Source organism: Paenibacillus sp. OAS669 (genome assembly GCF_014873645.1).
Classification (GTDB): Bacteria; Bacillota; Bacilli; order Paenibacillales; family NBRC-103111; genus Paenibacillus_S; species Paenibacillus_S vulneris.
Window position 1 is genome coordinate 130,819 of sequence record NZ_JADBDR010000016.1, and the last position, 23,050, is coordinate 153,868.

The 23,050-nt window shown below is 52.1% G+C and carries 23 protein-coding genes and 2 riboswitches; of the genes, 11 read left to right on the forward strand and 12 right to left on the reverse strand.

Features of this window, described 5'->3' with window-relative positions; translation table 11 throughout:
* The first annotated feature begins 55 nt into the window (after nucleotides 1-55).
* The 6 genes from GGC63_RS27825 (at nucleotide 56) to GGC63_RS27850 (ending at nucleotide 7,242) form a co-directional block, all read left to right on the forward strand.
* Nucleotides 56-913, forward strand: a complete 858-nt coding sequence (locus tag GGC63_RS27825) for a decaprenyl-phosphate phosphoribosyltransferase (RefSeq protein ID WP_377740202.1) — start codon at nucleotides 56-58, stop codon at nucleotides 911-913.
* A 22-nt stretch (nucleotides 914-935) separates the two neighbouring features.
* Nucleotides 936-1,289, forward strand: coding sequence for an EamA family transporter (locus GGC63_RS27830; protein ID WP_225948555.1), 354 nt, complete (start codon nucleotides 936-938; stop codon nucleotides 1,287-1,289).
* A gap of 115 nt (nucleotides 1,290-1,404) precedes the next feature.
* Nucleotides 1,405-1,839, forward strand: coding sequence for a divergent PAP2 family protein (locus tag GGC63_RS27835; RefSeq protein WP_192705083.1), 435 nt, complete (start codon nucleotides 1,405-1,407; stop codon nucleotides 1,837-1,839).
* Between the two features lie 39 nt (nucleotides 1,840-1,878).
* Entirely contained in the window at nucleotides 1,879-3,531 is a 1,653-nt protein-coding gene (locus GGC63_RS27840; protein WP_192705084.1) for a hypothetical protein, read from the forward strand.
* Between the two features lie 405 nt (nucleotides 3,532-3,936).
* Nucleotides 3,937-6,210: a hypothetical protein gene (locus tag GGC63_RS27845; RefSeq protein ID WP_192705085.1), complete on the forward strand. Its 2,274-nt coding sequence runs from the start codon at nucleotides 3,937-3,939 to the stop codon at nucleotides 6,208-6,210.
* Between the two features lie 153 nt (nucleotides 6,211-6,363).
* The gene (locus GGC63_RS27850; RefSeq protein ID WP_192705086.1) at nucleotides 6,364-7,242 is read left to right on the forward strand and encodes a hypothetical protein; all 879 of its coding nucleotides are present in this window, start codon (nucleotides 6,364-6,366) and stop codon (nucleotides 7,240-7,242) included.
* Nucleotides 7,243-7,337: 95 nt separating this feature from the next.
* On the opposite strand, the gene GGC63_RS27855 is transcribed toward GGC63_RS27850, so the two are convergent.
* Nucleotides 7,338-8,108: a DODA-type extradiol aromatic ring-opening family dioxygenase gene (locus GGC63_RS27855; protein ID WP_192705087.1), complete on the reverse strand. Its 771-nt coding sequence runs from the start codon at nucleotides 8,106-8,108 to the stop codon at nucleotides 7,338-7,340.
* A 225-nt stretch (nucleotides 8,109-8,333) separates the two neighbouring features.
* Between GGC63_RS27855 and GGC63_RS27860 the strand changes: the two genes are divergently transcribed.
* The 4 genes from GGC63_RS27860 to GGC63_RS27875 are packed head-to-tail and all read left to right on the forward strand — an operon-like array spanning nucleotide 8,334 to nucleotide 11,867.
* Complete coding sequence (locus tag GGC63_RS27860) at nucleotides 8,334-8,873, forward strand: sigma-70 family RNA polymerase sigma factor (protein ID WP_192705088.1); 540 nt, start codon at nucleotides 8,334-8,336, stop codon at nucleotides 8,871-8,873.
* Between the two features lie 11 nt (nucleotides 8,874-8,884).
* Complete coding sequence (locus GGC63_RS27865) at nucleotides 8,885-10,036, forward strand: hypothetical protein (RefSeq protein ID WP_192705089.1); 1,152 nt, start codon at nucleotides 8,885-8,887, stop codon at nucleotides 10,034-10,036.
* An 8-nt stretch (nucleotides 10,037-10,044) separates the two neighbouring features.
* Nucleotides 10,045-10,992, forward strand: coding sequence for an ABC transporter ATP-binding protein (locus GGC63_RS27870; RefSeq protein ID WP_192705134.1), 948 nt, complete (start codon nucleotides 10,045-10,047; stop codon nucleotides 10,990-10,992).
* Nucleotides 10,989-11,867 carry an ABC transporter permease gene (locus GGC63_RS27875; RefSeq protein ID WP_192705090.1) on the forward strand — a complete coding sequence of 293 codons (879 nt, stop codon included), beginning with the start codon at nucleotides 10,989-10,991 and terminating at the stop codon, nucleotides 11,865-11,867. The genes GGC63_RS27870 and GGC63_RS27875 overlap by 4 nt, the downstream gene beginning before the upstream one ends.
* A 74-nt stretch (nucleotides 11,868-11,941) precedes the next feature.
* On the opposite strand, the gene trxA is transcribed toward GGC63_RS27875, so the two are convergent.
* The 3 genes from trxA to GGC63_RS27890 form a co-directional block, all read right to left on the reverse strand.
* Complete coding sequence (gene trxA, locus GGC63_RS27880) at nucleotides 11,942-12,265, reverse strand: thioredoxin (protein ID WP_192705091.1); 324 nt, start codon at nucleotides 12,263-12,265, stop codon at nucleotides 11,942-11,944.
* A gap of 54 nt (nucleotides 12,266-12,319) precedes the next feature.
* Entirely contained in the window at nucleotides 12,320-12,703 is a 384-nt protein-coding gene (locus tag GGC63_RS27885; RefSeq protein ID WP_079914045.1) for a hypothetical protein, read from the reverse strand.
* Nucleotides 12,704-12,857: 154 nt separating this feature from the next.
* Nucleotides 12,858-13,289, reverse strand: a complete 432-nt coding sequence (locus GGC63_RS27890; protein WP_079914044.1) for an RrF2 family transcriptional regulator — start codon at nucleotides 13,287-13,289, stop codon at nucleotides 12,858-12,860.
* Nucleotides 13,290-13,471: 182 nt separating this feature from the next.
* Here GGC63_RS27890 and GGC63_RS27895 point away from each other — a divergent pair, with 182 nt between their 5' ends.
* On the forward strand, nucleotides 13,472-13,744 hold the full coding sequence (locus GGC63_RS27895) for a hypothetical protein (RefSeq protein ID WP_079914043.1): 273 nt from the start codon (nucleotides 13,472-13,474) through the stop codon (nucleotides 13,742-13,744).
* Between the two features lie 77 nt (nucleotides 13,745-13,821).
* On the opposite strand, the gene GGC63_RS27900 is transcribed toward GGC63_RS27895, so the two are convergent.
* The 8 genes from GGC63_RS27900 to GGC63_RS27935 form a co-directional block, all read right to left on the reverse strand.
* The gene (locus tag GGC63_RS27900) at nucleotides 13,822-13,992 is read right to left on the reverse strand and encodes a hypothetical protein (protein WP_192705092.1); all 171 of its coding nucleotides are present in this window, start codon (nucleotides 13,990-13,992) and stop codon (nucleotides 13,822-13,824) included.
* A gap of 37 nt (nucleotides 13,993-14,029) precedes the next feature.
* Nucleotides 14,030-16,354 carry a histidine kinase gene (locus tag GGC63_RS27905; RefSeq protein WP_192705093.1) on the reverse strand — a complete coding sequence of 775 codons (2,325 nt, stop codon included), beginning with the start codon at nucleotides 16,352-16,354 and terminating at the stop codon, nucleotides 14,030-14,032.
* Between the two features lie 41 nt (nucleotides 16,355-16,395).
* Nucleotides 16,396-17,019 carry a potassium-transporting ATPase subunit KdpC gene (gene kdpC, locus GGC63_RS27910; RefSeq protein WP_192705094.1) on the reverse strand — a complete coding sequence of 208 codons (624 nt, stop codon included), beginning with the start codon at nucleotides 17,017-17,019 and terminating at the stop codon, nucleotides 16,396-16,398.
* Between the two features lie 63 nt (nucleotides 17,020-17,082).
* Nucleotides 17,083-19,125 carry a potassium-transporting ATPase subunit KdpB gene (gene kdpB, locus GGC63_RS27915; protein WP_192705135.1) on the reverse strand — a complete coding sequence of 681 codons (2,043 nt, stop codon included), beginning with the start codon at nucleotides 19,123-19,125 and terminating at the stop codon, nucleotides 17,083-17,085.
* Nucleotides 19,126-19,153: 28 nt separating this feature from the next.
* Nucleotides 19,154-20,833, reverse strand: coding sequence for a potassium-transporting ATPase subunit KdpA (kdpA, locus tag GGC63_RS27920; RefSeq protein WP_192705095.1), 1,680 nt, complete (start codon nucleotides 20,831-20,833; stop codon nucleotides 19,154-19,156).
* 57 nt (nucleotides 20,834-20,890) lie between these two features.
* Nucleotides 20,891-20,968: a K(+)-transporting ATPase subunit F gene (gene kdpF, locus GGC63_RS35435; RefSeq protein ID WP_079914173.1), complete on the reverse strand. Its 78-nt coding sequence runs from the start codon at nucleotides 20,966-20,968 to the stop codon at nucleotides 20,891-20,893.
* A 126-nt stretch (nucleotides 20,969-21,094) separates the two neighbouring features.
* Entirely contained in the window at nucleotides 21,095-21,493 is a 399-nt protein-coding gene (locus GGC63_RS27930) for a hypothetical protein (RefSeq protein WP_192705096.1), read from the reverse strand.
* A gap of 134 nt (nucleotides 21,494-21,627) precedes the next feature.
* Nucleotides 21,628-21,778, reverse strand: a riboswitch (cyclic di-AMP (ydaO/yuaA leader).
* Nucleotides 21,779-21,935: 157 nt separating this feature from the next.
* A riboswitch (cyclic di-AMP (ydaO/yuaA leader) is annotated at nucleotides 21,936-22,129 on the reverse strand.
* A 412-nt stretch (nucleotides 22,130-22,541) separates the two neighbouring features.
* Complete coding sequence (locus GGC63_RS27935) at nucleotides 22,542-22,973, reverse strand: VOC family protein (RefSeq protein WP_192705097.1); 432 nt, start codon at nucleotides 22,971-22,973, stop codon at nucleotides 22,542-22,544.
* Between the last annotated feature and the right edge of the window lie 77 nt (nucleotides 22,974-23,050).

Genomic DNA, 23,050 nt, shown 5'->3' on the forward strand with positions numbered 1-23,050 from the left:
GGACCAAACGAAAGCTCAAGTCAAACTGAAGCGAGGGGAAAGCCGTGCGCTGCCGATGCATTACTTGGCGTTAATGCGACCGCGGCAATGGACCAAAAACCTGCTGGTGTTCGCCGCACTCATCTTTTCCATCCAACAGGCAGACTTGAATATGCTGATCCGGGCTATGACCGGCTTCGTCCTGTTCTGTCTCGTCTCGAGCTGCGTGTACATTTTGAACGATTACGTGGATCGGGAAAGAGACCGGATGCATCCGGAGAAGAAGCATCGGCCGCTGGCTTCCGGCGCCATTCAGCCGCAGATGGCCTTGGTGTTCGGGTTTGTCTTGCTGCTGTGCTGCGTTCTTGTAGCGTTTCGCTTTCAGCCTTTGTTCGGCGTTGTCCTGTCGGCGTATTTTTTCTTGAACGTGCTCTATTCCTTAAAGCTGAAGCATGTTGTCATTCTCGATCTGCTGATTATTGCATCCGGCTTTGTTCTGCGGGCTGTCGGAGGCGGTCTGGTGATCGGTGTGGCCCTTACGCCCTGGTTTCTGATCTGCACCATGCTGCTGGCCTTATTCCTCGCAATCGGTAAAAGGCGTCATGAGCTGGCGCTGCTCGAAGGCGGCAAAGGGGCTCACCGCAAAGTGCTGGAGTCGTATTCGGTGGAAATGCTGGACCAAATGTCTGCCATCGCTACGACAGCCACGATCATGAGCTACGCTCTGTTTACATTTACGTCGGGACGCACGATCCATCTGATGTGGACGCTCATTTTCGTGCTGTACGGCATGTTCCGTTATTTGTATTTGATTCATATCGAGGATAAAGGCGGACGTCCGGAAAAGCTGCTGCTGGAAGACAAGCATATTTTAATAACGGTTGTGCTGTACGGCCTTTCCGTCGGCTGCATCCTGCTGTTTTTCAGCAATTAAAAGGGAGTGAACCAATAGTGTGATGAAATACATATGGTTAATTGCCTCCGTCTTGTTGGGTGCTTCAGGGCAGATTTTGATGAAATGGGGCGTTGACGGGGTTAAGCCTGCGGGGGCTGCCTTATTAACGTGGACGGGCTTGAAGGCCTATTGGCCTGTGATCGCCGGTATCGGAAGCTACGGGCTCAGCTCGATTTTCTGGCTGCTTGCTTTGAAGCAATTCCCGCTCAGTACGGCCTATCCGATGATCAGTCTGAGCTATATCCTGGTCATGGTGCTCAGCTTCTTCTTATTCCAAGAGACTCTTTCTGTACAAAAATGGTGCGGCGCGATCCTGATCTCCGCCGGAGTTCTGGTGATCGCCCGGGCATCATGAACCGGGTAAGCCTTCTTTTCCGGACCTTCCCCCGCTACCCTATTTAATCACGAATTTAATCGCAGAGTTTTTGAGAAAAGATTCCATGGGCAAAAAGAATCGAGGTGATCAGATCATGGACATCAGCTCCCGCATCCTATATCCGGCTCTGCCTTTTATAGCATGGGTCGTGTCCGGAACCTTGAAATACGCTATCAACCGCATCCGGCATGGACAGAACGCGCGTCATCTTATCGGGAACGGCGGGTTTCCGAGCACCCATACGTCCGTCGTCTCCTCGGTCACGATGCTGACCGGCTTCGATCAGGGCTTCGATACCCCGATGTTCGGACTGGGCGTAGCATTAACGTATATCGTCATGATCGATGCGGTAGGCATTCGGCGGGCTGTTGGAGATAGCGCCAAATGGATCAATAAGCTGGTCCGTGACAATACCCCGACGGCGGAAGCTGGTTTGCGGGAACGTCAAGGGCATACCCGCCTGGAGCTGCTCGGCGGACTGGCCGTTGGCACGATGCTGGGCTGGGCGGCTTCACAATGCCTCTCTTAAAATCCAATTGTATAAGCATGAAAATGGAGGGGTGACCTAATGAAGAACCGACTTGCTTCCTTTAGTTTGATGACCGGAATGGCACTATTGATGCTGGTTGTAGCCGGCTTCGTCATTCCGTCACTATTGTTCCTGGTCCATGTGCCGCTATTGCCGCTGCATTTTTGGCTAGCTGCTGCGGCGGCAGTCGGAACGGCATGGCTCGTGTTCCAGGCTTCAGGAGAGGATTTGCCTCGGTGGCTCTTCGGAGCATCCATCGGGTGCACCGCCCTGCTGTTTGCTGGCAGTCTCCTGATCAGCGCCTATTTTTACGATTTATCCTATGACGGACAAGCGTACCACCAGGAAGCGATTATTTTGCTCTCCAACGGGTGGAACCCGGTCTATGATGCGCCTGTGTCCATGCCGACAGGAAACAGCATCTGGGTCAACCATTATGCCAAGGGCGCGGAGACTGCGGCTGCAGCCATATATAAAGCAACGGGCCTGCTGGAGGGCGGCAAAGCCATCAACCTGCTTACCATCGCCGCCTCTGCCCTGCTTAGCTTATCGGCACTGCTCCAATTACGGCCGAACCAGCGCATTCAAGCCTGGATCGTTGCGGTGCTTCTTGCTCTAAACCCTGTCAGCATCTATCAAGCATTCAGCTACTATGTCGATGGCTTGCTGGCGTCCCTCTTGCCGTGTCTGGTTGCGCTCGGCGCATTAATCTATTCACGTGCAAACCGGATTCTGCTGATCGGCTATACCTTGACCATGATTCTCATCATGAATATCAAATTTACAGCGATCGCGTATGCAGGCCTGCTGACCGTCGGGCTTCTCATCGTCTTATATATGAGTGAGCAATTCGGGCTCTTGAAGCGATTGTTCCGCATCGGCGCTATCGGCGGGCTAGCGGGCGTCCTGCTGGTCGGCTACAACCCGTATGTGACGAATACCGTCCGGGACGGGCATCCGTTCTACCCGCTAGCCGGTGAAGAAGCGATTGACGTCGTCAAAAACTTCATCCCGCGCAACCTCGAAATGATGAACCGCTTCGAGCAAGCGGCTTCCTCCTATTTTGCGACGACCGTCGGCAACAGCACGGAGAAAAGGCCGACCCAATTCAAATGGCCGTTCACCTTCACGGACCGCGAGCTGCAAGTGTACGGCGAGCCCGATGTAGCGGTGTCCGGCTTCGGCCCTCTGTTCAGCGGGGCGCTGATCCTGTCGCTGCTGGTGCTGCTGCTCGCCTTTCGCAGGCGCACCGGCTGGACGTTAGCGGCCATTGGCATTATCCTGCTGCTGGCGGCCTCGGCGTTCGTCAATCCGGCGGCGTGGTGGGCCCGCTACGTGCCGCAGCTATGGTTCGTGCCGCTGATCTGCGTCTGGCTGGCGCTGAGTCTGCAAAACGGCTACCGGACCATAAAGGCTGCCGGTTGGACCTTGGCCGTATTGATTGCAGCGAATGCGCTGCTCGTCACCGGCATGTACACGAAGGAACAGTTCGCCTGGAATCAGGAGCTGAGGGGCCAGCTTGCCGAGCTGCGTCAGGTGCCTCAGCCGATTCCGGCTGAATTCACATACAGCTGGTCCAATCAGGAACGGCTTAGAGCGCTCGGAATCGAAGTGAAGGAGGAACGGGAGCTCAGCTGCAGCACCGATAAAATGACACTCGTAAAGTCGGGCACATCCTTATGTTTGAAGTGATAAAACTTTTATCGACGTCCTTCCGTAGATGAGCGACCGCGTTAAGCGGAAGTTTTTATCGCCAAATACAATTTTCACTTCCGATGATCTCGGAATCTTATAAATTCTATTGTGGAGAGAAAACCGTCTATCGACACCCAGATTGTTGAAAAGCTTTGTCATACGGAAAATACGAAAGGTAATAGATGGGGTATCCCCTGTAGGAGCGGTAGCGTTCGCCTTTGTTCTCAGGAAATTTCCACTATAAAGCAAAATATAATCCTTATTTCCTGAGAACAACAGCGACCGGAGGGGGATACCCCATTGGGGTACCGAAGCTAATTTTCAGATTATCAGGTTTTTCAACAATCTAAACATCACACCCTTCATAGATAAGAAGATAGAGCTTTTTAAAAGGAGGATATCATGCAAGTGAATTCGGTTAACAAACGCCCCCTGCTCGTTCTGGCGGTCCTTGCGCTGTTTGCCGTTGCGGCGCTTGCATGGACGTTATCGCATGGGACAAGAGGCTGGTTCGCCGGACCGGCCAAGACCGCTCCGCAATCGGTGCTGCCGGTATTCGAAGAGCAGGGAATTAAGCAGACCTCCTCGGTTAAAGACGGCCATTTAGAAGTATACAACGGCAGCGGCTGGACACCGCAATTTTGGACCGGCGTCAATCTGGGCGCGACTACTCCCGGCCATGCGCCGGGAGAGCTCAGTCCGACCAAGGAAGATTACCTGCGCTGGTTCGGGCAAATCAAAGAGATGCATGCCGATGTCATCCGCGTCTATACGATTTTGCCGCCCTACTTCTACGAGGCTCTGGCGGAATTCAACAGCGGCCGCCAAGACCCGCTCTACGTGCTTCACGGCATTTGGGCCCCGGAGGACCAGTTGAACGGGAATGGCGGCGAAGGGAGGGATGCCTATCAGGAAGATACGATAGCCGTATTTAAACAAGAGATTCAAGACGCCGTCCATGCCGTTCACGGCAATCTCAACCGAAAGGCCAAGCCTGGACATGCTTCCGGCAAATACGATGCGGACATTTCGCCCTATGTATTGGGCTGGGTCGTAGGCACAGAATGGGATCCTTATGCGGTCAAGGCAACCAATGATGCGCATCCGGATTTGAAGCCGTTTCAAGGGACGTATTTCCAGGCCAAGCCGGAGGCTTCTGCATTCGAAAGCTGGCTTGCGCAAATGCTTGAAACCGTAGCACAGGAGGAGATGAAATACGGCTGGCAGCATCCGGTTTCATTCACCAACTGGGTGACAACGGACCCGCTTACGCATCCGAATGAACCGGCGGAGAACGAAGATTTGGTATCTGTCGATCCGATGCATATTCATCCACAGGAATCGTGGAAGGCAGGCTACTTCGCTTCTTACCATATTTATCCTTATTATCCCGATCTGCTGAGCTACGAGGATAAGTACCAGACCTATAAGGACAGTACGGGCGAAATCAATCCGTACGCCGGTTATTTGCATGATTTAAGAGAGCATCACAAAGGCATTCCGTTGATTGTGGCGGAGTATGGTGTCCCTAGCTCCCGAGGCCTCGCCCACTACGGTCCGCTGAACCGCAACCAGGGCCTGCATACCGAGCAGGAGCAGGGTGAAATCGACGCCGCTCTATATCAAAGCATATACAACGAAAATTACGACGGCGCCGTCTTGTTCTCGTGGCAGGACGAATGGTTCAAAATCACCTGGAACACGCTCGAGCTGGATACGCCTATTGCAAGGCGGCCGTATTGGCGAAATATGCTTACCAACGAGGAGCATTTTGGGGTGCTGGCCGTTGAACCGGGCAAATCGCCGGAGGATACGATCGTGCTGGACGGCAAGACGGGAGATTGGGATCGTCGAAAGCAGGTGGAAACCAAGCAGTATCCGGGCTACAGTCTGTCGGTTTCCCACGATGAAGCGTACTTGTATTTGATGCTGAGAAATTCCCAAGGCGATTGGAAGCTTGGAGACAACCCCTTATACCTTGGCTTCGACACCTTGAATGGCGGAAGCACTACGGCGGATCAAGCGCCCGGTGTTAGCTTTAGCAGCGGTCAAGAATTTGTCATGAAGCTGCAGGGGGCCGAAGATTCCTCCCTGTACATCGGCAGCGCCTACGATTATCACAGCTGGCTGTACGGCTACCAGAAGAAGCTGATGCCGTGGCAGGAGAGCTGGGCTCATGCGGAGAACGGAATCTTCCTGCCGTATAAGCTGCCTGTCAACAAAGGCTTTGTACTGCCGCAAACAAAGGAAAAGGTTCCCTTCGAGGATGTGGAGCTCGGTCAGCTTCATCAAGGCACGACCGATCCGGCAAGCCCGGATTTCAACAGTTTGGCGGACTGGTTCGTTTCCGGCCCGGTTATCGAGGTGCGTATTCCTTGGATGATGCTGGGCTTCACCGATCCGAGCCAGCACAAGGCATGGAAGTACCCTTACGAAGCCGGAGCGCTTAAATTCGACGATGTGAAGTCGATCCGCGTCGAGCCGCACTGGGTTCGCGGTGCCGAGGGGAAAGAAAAGCAGGAACCTCTGGCCTACAAATGGGATCATTGGAACAAAGTCGATTATCATGAACGGCTTAAGAAGAGCTATCCGATTTTGCAAAGTCTATTCGCGGAGCAAGGTAAAAAGCCGCCGAAGGATACGCTTGCTCCCCTCCCTTCGGCCCAGACTCAATGATAAGCGACGGATGCCGGGAATTACATGAATCAAATAAGCTTAAACGATCAGGTACATCCTAAGGCCAACATTGAATTTGGAAGGAGCAGGAAAGTGACTCTGCGGCACATGAAACTATTCAATACTTCAAAGACAAGAAGGAGGTTATGCCGGTTGCTGCTAAGCTGCTTACTAGCCGGACAGGTGCTTACAGGGCTGTCCTTGTTATACGGGACTTCCGCCCTGGCTGCTGAGGCTAACGGCCAACAGGTTCTCAGCACGTGGATGTGGAATCCGTATGTGATAGGCCAAGAAGCGGACAGCACGCTGCAGCAGTTGACGAGCAAAGGAGTGAACCGGGTCTACTTGCTGGTGGATTCGAGCTACCCCGCTTCTTACTACAGCAGCTTCATTCGCAAGGCGAACGCTCAGCACATCGAGATTCAAGCGCTGGGCGGCGCTCCGAATTGGGTGCTTCCTGAGTATAACAAGCGCATGTACGAGTTCATCGACTGGGTGAAAAGCTATAACGGGAGTGTCCTTCCTGAGGAGCGGTTTGCCGGAATTCACTTGGATGTGGAGCCTTATGTACTGCCAGAATGGCGTAAGGATTCGGATAGGGTCATTGGACTTTGGAAAGACACGGTAAGCGGATTTGTCGAGGAGGTGAAGAGCGATTCCACTCTGACCGTCGGCATGGATATGCCGGTGTGGCTGGATTCGTTTCAAGTAGGTGACGGACAAGGAGGCAGGACAACCTTGTCGGATTGGCTTATTCGCCGTATGGATGAAGTGACGCTGATGGCGTATTTCAATAAAGCCCAAGACATTGCCTCGTCAGTCCAAACCGAGCTGGCTGAAGCCGACCAGGCCGGCGTCCCTGTGCTTGTAGCTGTAGATACGGTTGACAGCGGCGAGCCGGGTACGTTTTACGGCAAAAGCGAAGCCCTTATGATGCAGGAATTGTCGGCATTGCTGGAGCAAATAGGAGGCCGCCCTTCTTTCGGCGGTATCGGCGTCCATGAGTGGGATAGCTGGATAAAGATGAACTAAACGATGGGGCAGAGCTCGCACCTGGTGCGGGCTCTGTTTTTTGCCGTTCCTTCACTCTCCCATGCACCAGCCGATAGCTGCAATGCTTCGGCAGCTTATTTGAACATCCATGCCGATAAGCTCATTGTGCCGTATTGATACTGCTGATGCAGCAGTCTGGCGGACCGGTTCCGGTCGGCGGCACCCATACATATAAAGAGAGGAGCCAAATGCTCCTGGGTCGGCACAGCCTTTTGGGCATAGGGCGCCCTCTGCGCATAATCGAATAGAGACTCCAAATCCCACACGTTGATTTTATCCGCCAGCCACCGATCAAAATGTACAGCCCATTTATCGGCTCCCTCGCTCTCCCATCTCAGCTTCGACAGATTATGTACGGTGCCGCCGCTGCCGATGATCATGACCCCCTGTTCCCTTAAAGCAAGCAAGGCTTTGCCTATCCGGTACTGCTCCTCGGGAACCAGCCTGGGATGTACCGACAGAGATACCAGCGGAATATCGGCTTCGGGGTACAGCAGCTTCATTACGGTCCATACGCCGTGGTCCAGTCCCCTTCGATGATTCAGCTCACACCGGATCCCTTCGCCGGACAACAGCCTTTCGATCTCCATGCTTAGTACCAGATCCCCTTTGGCCGGATAGTCCAATTCGTAAAGCGGCTCCGGAAAGCCGAAAAAATCATACATCGTCTCCAGTTGAGGTGCACTTGAGATCATCTGCACAGGATGCTCCCAATGCGCACTGAAAATGGCTATCCCTTTAGGTCTCGGAAGCAGCAATCCCAAATTACGCAGCAGCTTCGTATAAGAGTTCGTTTCCAGCACTAATGTAGGCATTCCGTGAGCAACGAATAAAGCTGGAACCATGACAACGACTCCTTTTTGTTATTTGCATGTTCGGAGGCTTTAGCTTTCCCTTTTACAGCCGTCATGGCTGCTTAGCTGTTCCCCTCCATTATAACTGCAAAACGACAGCCTGCGCCGGGTTATAATAAAAAAGGACAAAATGTTTTCCAATTGTTTCGGCTGCTGATACAAAATCATGTCATGCTCCGTCTTATATATAGCTGCAGCTGAAAGGAGGACAATCGATTGGAACCGCAACAACAACAAACATCTGATTATTTTCGCGAAGTGTTTTATATACATTACCCTACCGTTCGCCGCAAGCTCATCGGGCTTGTCAGAGATGAGGCGGCCGCAGAAGATTTGGCTCAGGAGGTGTTCCTGCGTCTCTACCGCAACCCTCCGGACGAACCGTCTGTGATAGGCGCCTGGCTGCATCGGGTGCTGACAAGGATCGCCTACGACCATTTGAATAAAAAGGCCCGGGAGCGCGCTCTGCATGAGAAGCAATCCCTGCACATCCTCAGCACGGAAGAGGAGCAGCCGTCTAACGAGCAGCTTCTGATGAAACAGCTCGACCAGGAGGAAATGCGTGAATGGCTGGAGGAATTGCCCGAACGAGACCGCAAGGCGCTTCTCCTCAAGTACTCGGGATACAGCTACGCGGAAATCGCCGAGCAGCTCCAGGTTCGCCCCCCTTTGGTCGGAACCCTGCTGCACAGGGCTACAGAACGGTTAAGAAAACATGCCGAAGCGCAAACGCAAGCACATGCACGTATGGAATAGGAGGAAATTCGATGAGCGAATCTACTAAAAAGAATGATAGAGAGGTAACGGATGCCGCTTGGGCCAAGCTGCAGAAAAAGCTTGCTCAAGAACCTGCGCAGCCTCAATGGTCCCGCTGGTCCGAACAACTGACGGCGGATGCCGCAGCCGCTCCTCTTACAGCTTCCGTAACGGAAGCTCCGGCGATGGCAGGAAGCGCAAGCCAGCCAGCAATTCCGCAGGCTTACCCTAACAGCCCGGAATCCGGACATACCAAGCAATCCGGATCGTTCGCCAGCTGGCTGCATAAGAACAAAAAATGGGTTGCCGGCGCCGCCGCGGCAGGGGTTATCGCCGTTACCGTCGCTACGCCTTCCGGCAACCAGGCTCTTGCGGCGATCTTGAACAAGTTCCGCATGCAGCAGCTTACCGTGGTACAGGAAAATGATTTGCAAACGATCTTGAACGGTGCTTTCGGGGACGGCAAGGAACGGGAGTCGATCAACAAGTTCGGAACCTTCTCCCAAACGTCCGGCAAACCTATCGGCGAGGTCGAGGCTTCTGAAGCATCCAAAATTGTTGGACATAAAATTGTTATCCCGCCTGAATATGATGCCAAAAATAAAATCTATGTTTCCCCATCCAACAGCCTTACTTTTAATATGAATGTGGATGAGGTTAACAAAGCCATGAAACGCCTGGGGGCAACGAAGCTGCTGCCGGCCTCCGTAGACGGCAAACCGATCACGCTGGAAATGGGCGAGGCTGTTCACCTGTATGTAATCAAAGATTCCTCCGAGAAGGGAGATTCCAAGGGCTATTCGTTCTCGCAAACACCGGTGCCGACAATTACGGTCGATCCGTCCATTCCGGTAGCCGAGGCGCTGGATGCGGTGCTGCAATTCCCGCTTTTGCCTCAGAACCTTAAGGAAAGCCTGCAAACAGCCGGTGTCCTGCAAGGCGGCTCCGTTCCGCTACCTATTATAGACAATGGCCAGGTCGAAAAGGTGAAGGTCGAGGGCGTAGACGTCATCGTAAGCACCAATCAATACAACCAGGGCAAGACAACCTTCTACTCGGCAACCTGGGTGAAGCAAGGGCAGCTGTACAGGGTTGACGGCAGCAATGGGCTAACGAGCCGCGCCGCCCTTATTGCTAAAGTAACGGAGTTGATCAAGTTGTGAGCCAAACCATGATTGATGCTCAGAATTTAAGCAAAGATTACGGAAACGGCCGCGGCTGCCGCGGTATTACGCTTCAAGTTGGTGCGGGGGAAGCCTTTGGCTTCCTCGGCCCTAACGGCGCGGGCAAGAGCACCTTCGTCAAAATGCTCGTCGGCCTCATCCGTCCTACCGGAGGGAGCGCGATGATCATGGGCGAACCGATCGGCTCTGTAGAAGCGCGGCGCCATATCGGTTACTTGCCGGAGCTGTACCGCTATCAGGAATGGCTGAGCGGCGAGGAGGTTGTGAAGCTGCATGCCAAGCTGTGCGGCATGGATCCTGTCACAGCCGGAAAACGCGTTCCCGAGCTGCTTGATCAAGTAGGAATCGGTCTTCGCGGGCGAGACCGCGTGAAGAACTATTCCAAGGGCATGCAGCAGCGACTGGGCTTAGCCTGCGCTCTCGTTAACGATCCGAAGCTCGTATTCCTGGATGAACCGGCCTCCGCGCTGGATCCTATCGGACGCATGGAGGTGCGTGATCTCCTGCGCATGCTTCGCGGGCAAGGAAAAACGATATTCCTTAACTCTCACTTGCTTGAGGACGTCGAAATGCTGTGCGACCGAGTCGCCCTGCTTAATAATGGAAATATACTGCACACCGGAGCCGTCTCCGACGTGCTGCAGGAGAAAACCCGCTGGCACTTGCGTGTCGGCGGGTTCACGCCGTTTGGTTTGACATGTCTTCAGGACATGACAGGTCTTCCGATCGCAACAGCCTCGCTGGGGGTGCCACACGACAGCGATTCCGTATGGCTGGAAGCGGAGCTGGAGGATGACGAGCAGATTGGCTGGCTGAACAGCCTCGTGATTGAGCAAGGCATGACCTTGTATGAGGTGAAAAAATCGAAAACAAGGCTGGACGAATGGTTCATGAGCGCCGTGTCCGGATTGAGTCATAGGGGGGAACGCGCATGAACGCTATCATCGCAATGACCTGGAAAGAGCTTCTGCGCAAAAGAGTTATGCTGTTGACACTGCTCATGACGATCGTTTTTTTGCTCGCCTTTTGGTTTGTCGCTCAAACCATCGGAGCACGGCTTCATGACACGCAGGATAAGACCAGCATAACTTATCTTATTCAAAGCTTTACACTAGGCAGTATTACTTTAACGCTAGGCTTCTTTTTCGGAGCCTTTGTTATCGCTTTTCTATCCATCTTCAGCTCCTTTGCCGTTATCTCGGGAGAAGCGGAGCAAGGGGTGCTGCAGGCGCTCATGCCTCGTCCTGTTCCGCGCTGGCATTGGTATATGGGCCGGTGGATCGGCTATGTGACCTTGGGAATAGGGTACGCCGCCCTGCTGTTCGTTTCGATTTTATGGATCACCGATTACCATTCGGGGGTTCCCTCCGATCTATTCGCACTGATCAAATCGTTTCTGCTATTCGCCTCCGTAGTTCCGATCCTGGTCTCCGTCTCGATGCTTGGATCGTGCATATTCTCCGCTTTGGGGAACGGCGTGTTTATGACCATGCTGTACGGAGCGGGGTGGCTTGGCGGAATGATCGAAAAGGTAGGAAGCATCGCCAGACTGGACAACGACGCCGTCAAACCGTTGACAACTATAGCGGGATTAATGTCCCTCGCCATGCCTACCGAATCCCTTCAACATCGCATGCTCTCCGAGATGTTCTATCTCCCCGAGCTGCAGGGGATTGCAGAACTGGACTCCGCTCTCGGCCCGTTCGGCATCGGCCAAGTCCCATCCAATTCGTTTTTACTCTATGCGGCTTGTTATACCCTCGCTGCGATAGCAGCAGGATTATTCATGTTCAACCGCAAGGATTTATAACGTAAAAAAACAACCCTACGGTTTCCCGGATGATCCAGGTACCCGCAGGGTTGTTATGTTTTTATCCTTTTCCATTAGTTGGCCAAATGGGGCTCTACCCAGGACAGCATATCACCCAATGGTCTGAAACCGACAGCTGTAGCCACTTCGACGCCGTTTTTGAACAGCTTCATAGTCGGAATGCTCATAATACCGTAAGCTCCGGGAGTTTCCGGATTATCATCCACATTCATTTTGGCAATCGTCAGCTTGTCGCCCAATTGCTGGCTCATCTCTTCCAGAACAGGGGCGATCATTTTGCAAGGACCACACCACGGAGCCCAGAAATCTACCAGCACGACACCTTCTTGAGCAATCGTTTCTTTAAAATTGTGATCTTCTACTTTAATCAAAGACATAGTATGCACTCTCCTTTAAATAGTTTTAACCTTGATATATATCAACCTAAACTATTAATCGATTCGAACTCGACTAATAGAAGGGCCTGAACCGTATCCATGGAAAGGCTTGTCGTTACGGTTTGGATCAAATTGCAGCATGCGGAGATTCGCGTACAAATCGTCAAACCATTCCTGATCGCGAGTCATTAAGGCCAGATCCATCAAGCTGCGGAGACCCGCTTCTACCGGCACATAATCGGTCAGCTTAGACAATTTGCCCAACGAGCTGGTAACGACTTGACCGATCGCTTCTTCATGATCGCATTGGGTAACCCGAACCTTCACCGTCCCATAGGCATCAATGGATTCCACATAGCCTATAAATTTCTCATCCTCCGCCGACGTTCCGCTAACCCAATCGCTTACCTTAATCCAATCCTGACGGATCGATGTCATTACTGCCACTCTCCTTCCTCAAATAAGGATCTGCTTAACTGAAATTAAACGAATTACAGTTTACCTGCCATTTACCAAGGCTTCCTTGCCGCAAACGATAGGCATACCCTAACTGAGATCTTATTCGTAACAGTTTGGCCCGGAAAAAGAAACGCTAACGTTTCTTCTCTTGCTCTCGACGCAGCCGCTCCAATACATCGCGGATCGTCCATTGACCGAAATATTCAATCAATTGCTTCTCCGCCCCAGCGAATATGTCATCCATCACCACAGCCATATTACATGCAATCATACAATCCTGCTCCACGTCGCCCGAACACCATCCCGGCTTGACGGACCCCATAGAGGTTAAACGATACATCTCAGCCAGTGTGACCTGTGAAGGATCGCAATGGAGCAAAAATCCTCCCCCGGTTCCCTCCTTGGCGGCTACATAACCGTGCTTGCGAAGCAGCGCCATGACTTTGCGCACTCGCGCCGGATGGGTGCATACATTGTGGGCGATCATATCGCTTGTGGCCATATGATCGGGTCTGTAAGCGAGCAATACCAGACTATGAACCGCTATTGTAAACTCGCTATTCACAGTGATGCCTCCTCATAAACCTGATCGCTATTTGCTGCTGTTTGCCTTTCATACTGTTATTATATCGATTACAGTTGGAAGTGTCAAGGGCCTTTGCATGTATAGAAACGGCCTTGAGAACAAACGATAAGCTATGCTTTGCCGTACGGAAACTGCTGAAAAGCTTTAAGGAGTTGAACTGCATGTCACAGTATACCGATCATTTTATTAAAGAGTTAATCAGCAAGAACAATGACCTGTTTACCGAGCAGGATTTTACAGAATGCCAGAAAGCGGTCAAGGACTTTACGGGGCTGGTTGCCAACCTGGAAACGACCCAATACAATTTTCGCAGGAAGCTGTCGGATGTAGCCGATAAAAATCCTCATGATATCGAGAAGGTTGTTTATCTTCAAGGCATGGTAGACGGAATGAACCTAGTGATCGGTCCCTTGAAGCAATTCATTAATCAGTAACCGGCACTTCTGCGCTCTAATCCATGACGAAAGGGGCCTTTCCCGGTGAAAAGCCCCTTTCTTAGCGATATTTCCTGCTAATGAATAATAAACTGGATGATACCCGAAATAATGATGGCCTGGCAAAACGAGATGACTATTCTTTTCCGCACGGCCGCTTTATGCGTTTGACGAGTATTGTCGAACATATTGATAAACAAGTACCCGGATACAAATAAACAAATAAATACGAAAATAAAGATTCCCATTGCTCTCTCTCCCATGCTGATATGCTGTGATACTGGCTTAAACTTGAAATTTCGGGTCAAAGTCGGCAACGACAAGCACATCCATATGGCGAGAGGAGCGAAGCAGCCTCTTCACCAAAGATTGATGCCACCATTCCTGCCATAGCGTTCGTCTGGATTGCCCAATAATCATCTGTGTTGTCTTAACCTCATTGGCTTTAGCAGCCAACACATCCACGATCTGATGTCGGCTTGAGGCTGATAAAATGTGAAACTTTCCTCCGAGTCTTTCCGTCAGCTGCCCAATGGCATCGAGCCTTTCCGATAGCTCTGGAGTAACCGGTCTGTCATTCGGCTGTACAAAAGTCACTATCCATATGGCCTTAAGCCGGTGCGCGATGCGAAATCCTCTGCGGATCAGCCTCTCCGCATGCGGTGAGGTATTGACGCATACGAAGATAACCTCCTGCCTGCGCCATGGTCCTCTTAAGGCCCCTTTGCGCTCCCGGGATTCGAGCCGTTCGTCTACGTCATCGGCAATCTCCCGCAGCGCCAGCTCACGCAAAGCAATTAAATTCCCTGTTTTAAAGAAATTCCCCAGTGCTTGATCTACTTTGTCCATGGCATAAATTTGGCCGTCCTTCATTCGCCTCCGGAGGGATTCGGGCGCCACATCAATAAGCTGCACTTCATCAGCCAGCCACAGAATGTGATCCGGCACCGTTTCACGGACCCGGACCCCCGTGATCTGCATAACGGCATCGTTAAGGCTTTCCAGATGCTGCACGTTCACCGTGGAAATGACAGAGATGCCTGCATCCAATATTTCCATGACGTCCTCGTAGCGTTTTTTATTCCTGCTGCCGGGGACATTCGTATGGGCCAGCTCGTCGACGAGCACAATTTCCGGCTTAAGCCGAAGGATCTCCTCCGTATCCATTTCCTCCAGCTGGGCGCCGCGGTAATCGATCACCTTGCGCCGTATGGTCTCCAGCTGCCCGACCTGCGCCAGCGTTTCCTTCCGGCCATGGGTCTCCAGCAAACCGATGCGCACTTCCGCCCCTTTGCGCAGCAGATCGTTGCCCTCACGCAGCATCGTATACGTCTTGCCTACACCTGGGGCTGCTCCAACGTATACCTTGAACCGGCCGCGCCTGATCTGCTCGATTCTTCGCTCAACCTCCTGCGAGCTAAGCCTCCTGTAGGGATCCTCGGCCGGCTTCTTGCGCTTGGCGGGAAGAATACGTTCTCCTTCGTGCTCCGCTCTGTCGGCTACGATGAAGATGTCTATGTTTCTCGTTTGTTGAAGCATATCGTGAACGATAGAGCCTTGCCAAAGCTCCTGCCAGCGCGTCTGCTTGGAATGGCCCATCACGATTCGGGTTATATTATGCTCTACCGCATACTGCACCAGCATGCCGGGCAGCGCTCTTCGCGAGCAGAGCGGCAGCTCCTCGAAGCTGCCTCCGACCTTTTCGACCAGCTTCATGATAGACCGCTTGAAGGCGGCCTCCTCTCTGCCCAGCTGCTTCTTATTACTCACAAACGTAACGACATGAAGATCCCCGTTCAGCCGCTTGGCGATCTGCTGGCCTCTACGGACATGGATCGAGCCGTTCCAATGGTATTGCGCCGATACCAGGATGCGCTCCCCCGCACCCGATGGGCCGAGCAGCCCCATTTCCTCCCTATATTTTTCGAGTGATTCGTTCACTCCCTCCGCCACAAGACGGAGCGACAGCTCGCGAAGGACGGCGAGATTGCCGCGTTGATAGACATCGGCGTCGCCTGGGAACCTTAAGTTGCCTTCGGCGGCACGGGCTAACATCGTTTCGGGCGTTACGTCGATCAGGACGACCTCATCCGCCAGCTCCAGCGTATCGGAAGGGACGGTTTCCCTGACCTCCATACCGGTCCTCCGCTTTACCAGGTCGGTGACTCCTTCCAGCTCGTAAACATTAATAGTCGTAATGACGCTAATGCCGTGGCTTAGCAAATATTTGATATCTTCTAGTCGCGTGGGAAACCGGGCATCCTTGCGGTTGCGGTGAGCCAGGCCGTCAACCAGAACAAGCTCGGGATTGCGTTCAATCAGCTGCTCTAGATTCAAATCCTTCTTCTCCACGCCGTCCTTGAGCCAATGAATGCTGGGAATGCGCTCGAGATCGCCGATCTGCTCCACGGTGTCCGGTCTTTGCATCGTAGACACGGCGCAGATAACGACATCGATGCCCTGCTGCTTGTGCGCATGTCCTTCGCGCAGCATGTGATACGTCTTTCCCGAGCCACTGACCGCGCCGATGTAGACCTTTAGCCGCCCGCGGTGAAGCCTGGATATGGATAATAAGATTTCCTCGGGCGTCTTTCCTCTAAAGGTCTCCATCTCGGCGCCTCCCTGCTGAGCTTCTGGACTTCAATGAAGCATCATTTATGGGTCAATGCCTCCAAGTCGATGTTGAGCTTAAGCACGTTCACTCTCGGCTCACCGAACAATCCCAAGTCTCTTCCTTCTATATGAGCATCCACCAGCTTGCTCAGCTGCTCCTGCGGGATGCCCGTCAGCTTGCTGATTCGGGGAACCTGCGCTTGAGCCGATTCCGGGCTGATGTGCGGATCGAGACCGGATGCCGAGTTCGTAATCAAATCAATAGGCAGCTTGCTGATCGGAACATCGGGGTTGTTCGCCTTCCACTCCTCGATGGAAGCTTGAGTGCGCTTGATCAGCTCAGGGTTGGACGGGGCATAGTTGTTTGTTCCCGAAGCTTCCGCCTTGTAATCGATACTCGATACCCGTCCCTGGAACCATTTCGGATCGGTAAAGCTTTGTCCGATGAGCTCGGAGCCTACAATCTGTCCCGAGGCATTGCTCACCAGACTGCCATTGGCTTTGCCCGGCATCAACACTTGAGCCAGACCCGTGCATACCAGAGGATATACAATCCCGCACAGAACGATAAAAACGACGGCAATCCGAAGCACGGTAAAGAAGGAAACCGTTCCGACGCTTGGATGCGCCGCTGAAGCTGTAGCTGAAGTCGAAGGTTTCATACATTCTCATTCCTCTCTGATCCGGGGCCCGGTCCGTGGACAAGAGCGCCCCTTCCTCTATCTCTACATCCATACATTCACGATCAAATCGATGAGCTTGATCCCAATGAACGGTACGATTACCCCGCCTAGTCCGTACACCACGATGTTTCTGCTAAGCAGCTTGGATGCGGTCATGGGCTTATAAGCCACTCCCTTCATAGCAAGCGGGATCAGCAGCGGAATAATGATGGCGTTAAATAGCAATGCCGATAGGATAGCCGACATCGGGGAACCGAGCCGCATAATGTTCAAAGCCTCCATTTGCGGAATAGCTAAGGTGAACATGGCAGGGATAATAGCGAAATATTTGGCTACGTCATTTGCAATGCTGAACGTGGTCAGCGCACCGCGGGTCATGAGCAGCTGCTTCCCTATAGCAACCACTTCGATGATTTTAGACGGATCGGAGTCCAGATCAACCATATTGGCCGCTTCCTTGGCCGCGACCGTTCCGCTGTTCATCGCCAGGCCCACGTCCGCCTGGGCGAGCGCCGGGGCATCGTTCGTCCCGTCGCCTGTCATTGCGACCAGCTTGCCTTCCGCCTGCTCCCGGCGGATCACCGCTATTTTATCCTCCGGCTTGCTCTCGGCGATAAAATCATCCACTCCCGCTTCACGGGCAATGGTCGCCGCCGTCAGCGGATTATCCCCGGTACACATGATGGTCTTGATCCCCATCCTGCGCAGTTCTTCAAAGCGCTCCTTCATGCCCGGCTTCACAGTATCCTTCAAATAAATCAGCCCGTACAGCCGTTGATCTACCGCCACCGCCAGAGGTGTACCCCCTTCCGAGGCAATGGCGTTGCTCTTGCTCTCCAAATCCGCCGGGATGATGCCGCCTTGAGCGATGACCCACTGCTTCACCGCATCGACTGCCCCCTTGCGAACCTTGCGTCCATCCGCCAGATCGATACCGCTCATTCGGGTTTCCGCTTTGAATTCGATGAATTCGCCGCCTTCTCCAAGCGCTTCGTCATAGCTTAGGCCCTGCTTCTTCATCCATTCCAGCACGGACCGGCCTTCGGGGGTTTCATCCTTTATGGAGCTGACAGCCGCCCATCCGGCCAAGTCTTCTATACGTTCCGACCCGATTGGCAGCATATCGCTTGCCATGCGGTTCCCGTAAGTGATCGTTCCTGTTTTATCAAGGATCATCGTATTGATGTCCCCGGCTGCTTCTACCGCTTTGCCCGACATAGCCAACACATTGAATTGGGTAACCCGGTCCATACCGGCAATCCCTATGGCCGACAGCAAGCCTCCGATCGTTGTCGGAATCAGACACACGAGCAATGCGATTAACACCGGAATCTCCAGGCGAATCTCCAAATAGCCCGCGATAGGTGCCAAGGTCACGACAACGATCAGAAAAATAAGTGTCAAGCTGGTCAGCAAAGTATTCAATGCCAGCTCATTAGGCGTCTTCTGACGCTGGGCGCCCTCGACCAGCGATATCATCCGGTCTATGAACGATTCGCCGGGATCGCTCGTAATCCGCACTTTGATTTTGTCGCTGACGACGCGTGTTCCGCCGGTGACGGAGCTGAAATCTCCGCCGGCTTCTTTGATGACGGGAGCGGATTCCCCTGTAATCGCCGATTCATCGACCGAAGCCAGCCCTTCGATGACCTCGCCGTCACCCGGAATCATTTCGCCTTGGGACACGACGACCAGGTCCCCCTTGCGCAGCTGGGTAGAAGGCACCACCTTGATACCGGAGCCGTTATTCACGATTTTGTTTGCCGTAATTTCCTGCTTGGTTTTTTTGAGAGAGTCGGCTTGCGCCTTCCCTCTCCCCTCCGCCAGCGCTTCCGCGAAATTTGCAAACAGTACGGTGAATAATAAAATAACGAATACGGTAAAATTGAAGCCTACACTGTTCTCCGTTCCAAAGTAGCCAGGAAACACGGTCATAAGCAGCACGACCAAGGTGCCCGCTTCTACAACGAACATGACGGGATTTTTCATCATCACAACCGGACTCAGCTTCAAGAAGCTATCTTTAACGGCATTCATGACGATCGCCGAATTGAGCATCGATTTCCGATGCTGGTTTGCATTCATCTTGCTCATACAGTTTCGCCTCTCCTATTTAACGAATCGTTACATGTTCTGCGATAGGCCCCAGCACGATGGCCGGCAGGAACGTCAACGCCCCGATAATCAATACCGTACCTACCAGAATTCCTACGAACAAACGGTTATCCGTTCTGAACGTGCCGATGGTCTCGGGTACCCATTGCTTGCGTACAAGGGAACCCGCCACCCCCAAGAGGGCAATCATCGATATATAACGACCGAACAGCATGACGATACCGGTGGATATATTCCAGAACGGCGTATTATCGCCTAAGCCTTCAAATCCTGACCCGTTATTGGCGGCCGAGGAGGTATACTCATACAAAACCTGCGATATCCCGTGATAGCCCGGATTTGATATAGCTGCCCTGCCTAACTCCGTTGCCAGTGCAAGAGCCGTGGGCATCAGAATAATGAAAGGATGCGCCAGAATCGCTATAGCAATCAGCTTCATTTCACGCGGCTCGATCTTTTTGCCGAGAAACTCCGGTGTACGTCCCACCATCAAACCGGCCAGAAATACTGCAAGAATGGCATACATCAGCATATTGATCAGTCCTACGCCTTTCCCGCCGAATACGCAGTTCAGCATCATCAGAGCGAGCGGTGTGATTCCGCCGAGCGGCGTCAGCGTATCGTGCATATTATCGACTGAGCCGGTTGTCGCCGCCGTCGTTACCGTTGTAAACAGCGCTGATTGCGCGATACCGAAGCGGACCTCTTTCCCCTCCATACTGCCCTGCGAAGCGTCGATTCCCAGCTTGTTCATCAGCGGGTTCCCCGCCGATTCCGCTGTATAGACGAGTGACAGAAACAGTAGGAACAAAATCATCATCGCCGAGAATAGAACCCAGCCCTGCTTCCGATTGCGTGCAAACCGTCCGTACGTGTACGGAAGGGCAGCCGCCAAAGACCACATTGACAAAATTTCAAGCACATTCGTCAAACCGCTCGGATTTTCAAAGGGATGAGCCGAGTTGACTCCGGAAAAGCCGCCTCCGTTCGTTCCCAGATGCTTGATGGATTCCAGCGAAGCTACAGGCCCGATAGCGATTTGCTGCCGGCTTCCCTCCAACGTGTTGACGCTTAAGGTCGGCTGCAGCGTTTGCGGCACATGAAGCGCTACAAGCACCATCGTGACCCCAATAGCGAGCGGGAAAAATACCCGGATATGCGCTTTGACAAAGTCTTCAAAAAAGTTTCCAATCGTCTCTCCCTTGCTCGTGATTCCGCGTATAAAAGCAATAGCTGCGCACAGCCCCGTCGCCGCCGAGGTGAACATCATCATCGTAATGACAGCCATTTGCGAGAAGTAGGATAACCCCGACTCCCCGCTGTAATGCTGCAGATTCGTGTTGGTCATAAAGCTGATGACCGTATTGAACGACAGCGTTTCTTCCATATTATCAATACCATTCGGGTTCAGCGGCAAATCGTTTTGAACCCGAAGGATGAGATAGCCGATTGCCACAAAGACGATATTCGTCAGGATGAAGCTTAGAGCATACGTCTTCCAGGTCATCCCTTGGCGGTTCTTCAGCCCTGTTACCGCATAGATTGCCTTCTCCACAGGAGCAAACCAGGTATCCGTACGATTGCCTTCATTGGAAAAGACGTGATATAAATAGGTCCCTAATGGTTTGACCAGCAGGACTAGAATGACAATCACGACGGTGATTTGCAATATTCCCATTGTCGTTTCCTCCTATGAATGCTGTCTTCGTCTGCTGAGCTTTCCTGAATGAAAGGCTCAGAATTTTTCCGGATGAATCAGGGCATAAGCCAAATAAATGAAGAGAAGCACGGTGATGGCAGCGATAACCATCATGATCTTTCGCCTCCTGTCTCCTCAACGACCCGATTGCACCAAGACAAAAAGCCGTAAAACAAAAGGTACGTTACTGCCAGCAGTACTACCATATATACATCCTGCATAGGAATGCCTCCGTCCGCATTAATTCATCAAGAAAGATACATCATGGCTTGAAGTATGAATGACATGGTCAGCTCCCAGACCTTTATAGACAAGCCGCGGATTCATATTATGCGTCACCACGCAAATTTCTTTGGATGTCCAGGTCCTGCATATTTGAATGAAGCGGCAGCACAAGTTCAAGGAGCTTTCAAATAAAAAGACTTTACCGATCGGAAGGTCAGGCAATAGCCATGACTCGCATTCCGACGTATCGATCCAAATCGTATGCTTTACGCCCAAGCTCTCTAGTCGCTCCTGCTCTGCCCGGCTGTTCGTAATTGCTGCGAACGGAATGCCTTTGGACAGCAGCAGCCGGATAAATCCTTCCCCGGTTTTGTTGGGCGCCGATACAAGAATAAATTCTTGAGCGGCGTTCATCTTCACATTCCTCCTAATCTCTCAAGAGAAGGCAGCAGGATCAGGGCACAAAAAAAGAAGCCTGCGAAAAGAGGTGAACTCTTCTCGCGGCTTCTTAAAGCACAGCCATAGCTGTACCTAAGCACACGATCATCGTTGCCTCTCTCGATACGCTTACGAGGTTAGCTGCCGGATTCGGGCGTGAGAGTCGCCCTACCTGAAATTTCAGGATTCACCCCATGAGCCGGTAAGCTCGTTGGTTCCCCCGTTCCTTACTTAGCACTAAGGATTCAGCGATACATTGCAAGGTCATATTCATCAAGTTTTATGGAAACATTCCATATCGTTTTTCAATAGAAAACGCAAGAAGACCACAGAGGCTTAAGCCCTGTGGTCGTTAATAGCGATCACAAGCTTCATCATCCTCTCTCCATAGACCCTTTGAACTTCTGCATAGCGAAGTTAGAAGTCTGTTCCACGCTGACGAGGTTAGCTGTCGGATTCGGGCGGTGAGAGTCGCCCTACCGGCAGGCGCAAGCTAGCTTTGCACCCTTCGGATTCACCCCAAGCGATATGCGGACGGCTCTCACACCGAACGGATATCACTGTGTTGGTTCCCCCGCTTTCCTATAGAAGGAAATTAAGCGATCAGAATTTGGAAACATTGTTTTTTCAAATCATGAATTGTATATTACGCCAGTTGCCCTTAACTGTAAAGAACACTTGGGAGACTTGTGCGATGAAATTACACCAACGGCCAGGATGGCAACGCTTACTTTACATGCGATCTCCAGATAACTGCTTCCTGCTCACTCTATCTCCATTTTTCACAAATTGATTCCCTTTGATTTCCTGCGCTTCGGCACCCTCTTTATCCAAAATGCACTGAGCTAAAGCCAACCGTTTTTCTCTGCAATGCTGATTGCGTCAATCCGGTTTTTGGCTTCGAGCTTTTGCTGAAAGAACAAAATGTAGTTCCCACGCAGCAGCTTACACGGTAAAATTATACAGGATCATCAATTATTCATAAAAGAACCGGGGATTCCTCCCCGGTCAAAACCTTTTATTTTCAGCTCCAACTGCTCGTTGTATCATTCATGAAGAACTGGAACGTAATGTTAAAACGATCTTTCACTATTCCGAAGCACGGACTGAATTCAGTTTCCTGCAGCGGGAATATCACTTGCCCTTTTTCACTCAATTTAGTAAACATTTCTTTAATCTCGTTTTGCTGCGTCGCTGTAATGCAAATATTCACCTGATCTCCGATTACATAAGGTTGCCCCGGAAAGATATCAGCGACCATCAAATCATTTTCACCGGTTTGCAGCACGGCATGGGAAATGCGGGTTTTCACCTCTTCAGGTAAACCATCGGCATCCTTGCCTTCCCCGTACGTAGTTTTGAACAGTAATTTCGAGTTCAACGCTTCCTGGTAAAACTGAATTGCTTCCGCAGCTTGTCCATCCAGCATAATAAACGACGTTGAGCGCATTGACATTCCAACATCTCCTTTTAAATGAAATTGTCCAATTTTGGTTGTTTTGGACTTGATTAGCGTCATATCGCACAATAGTG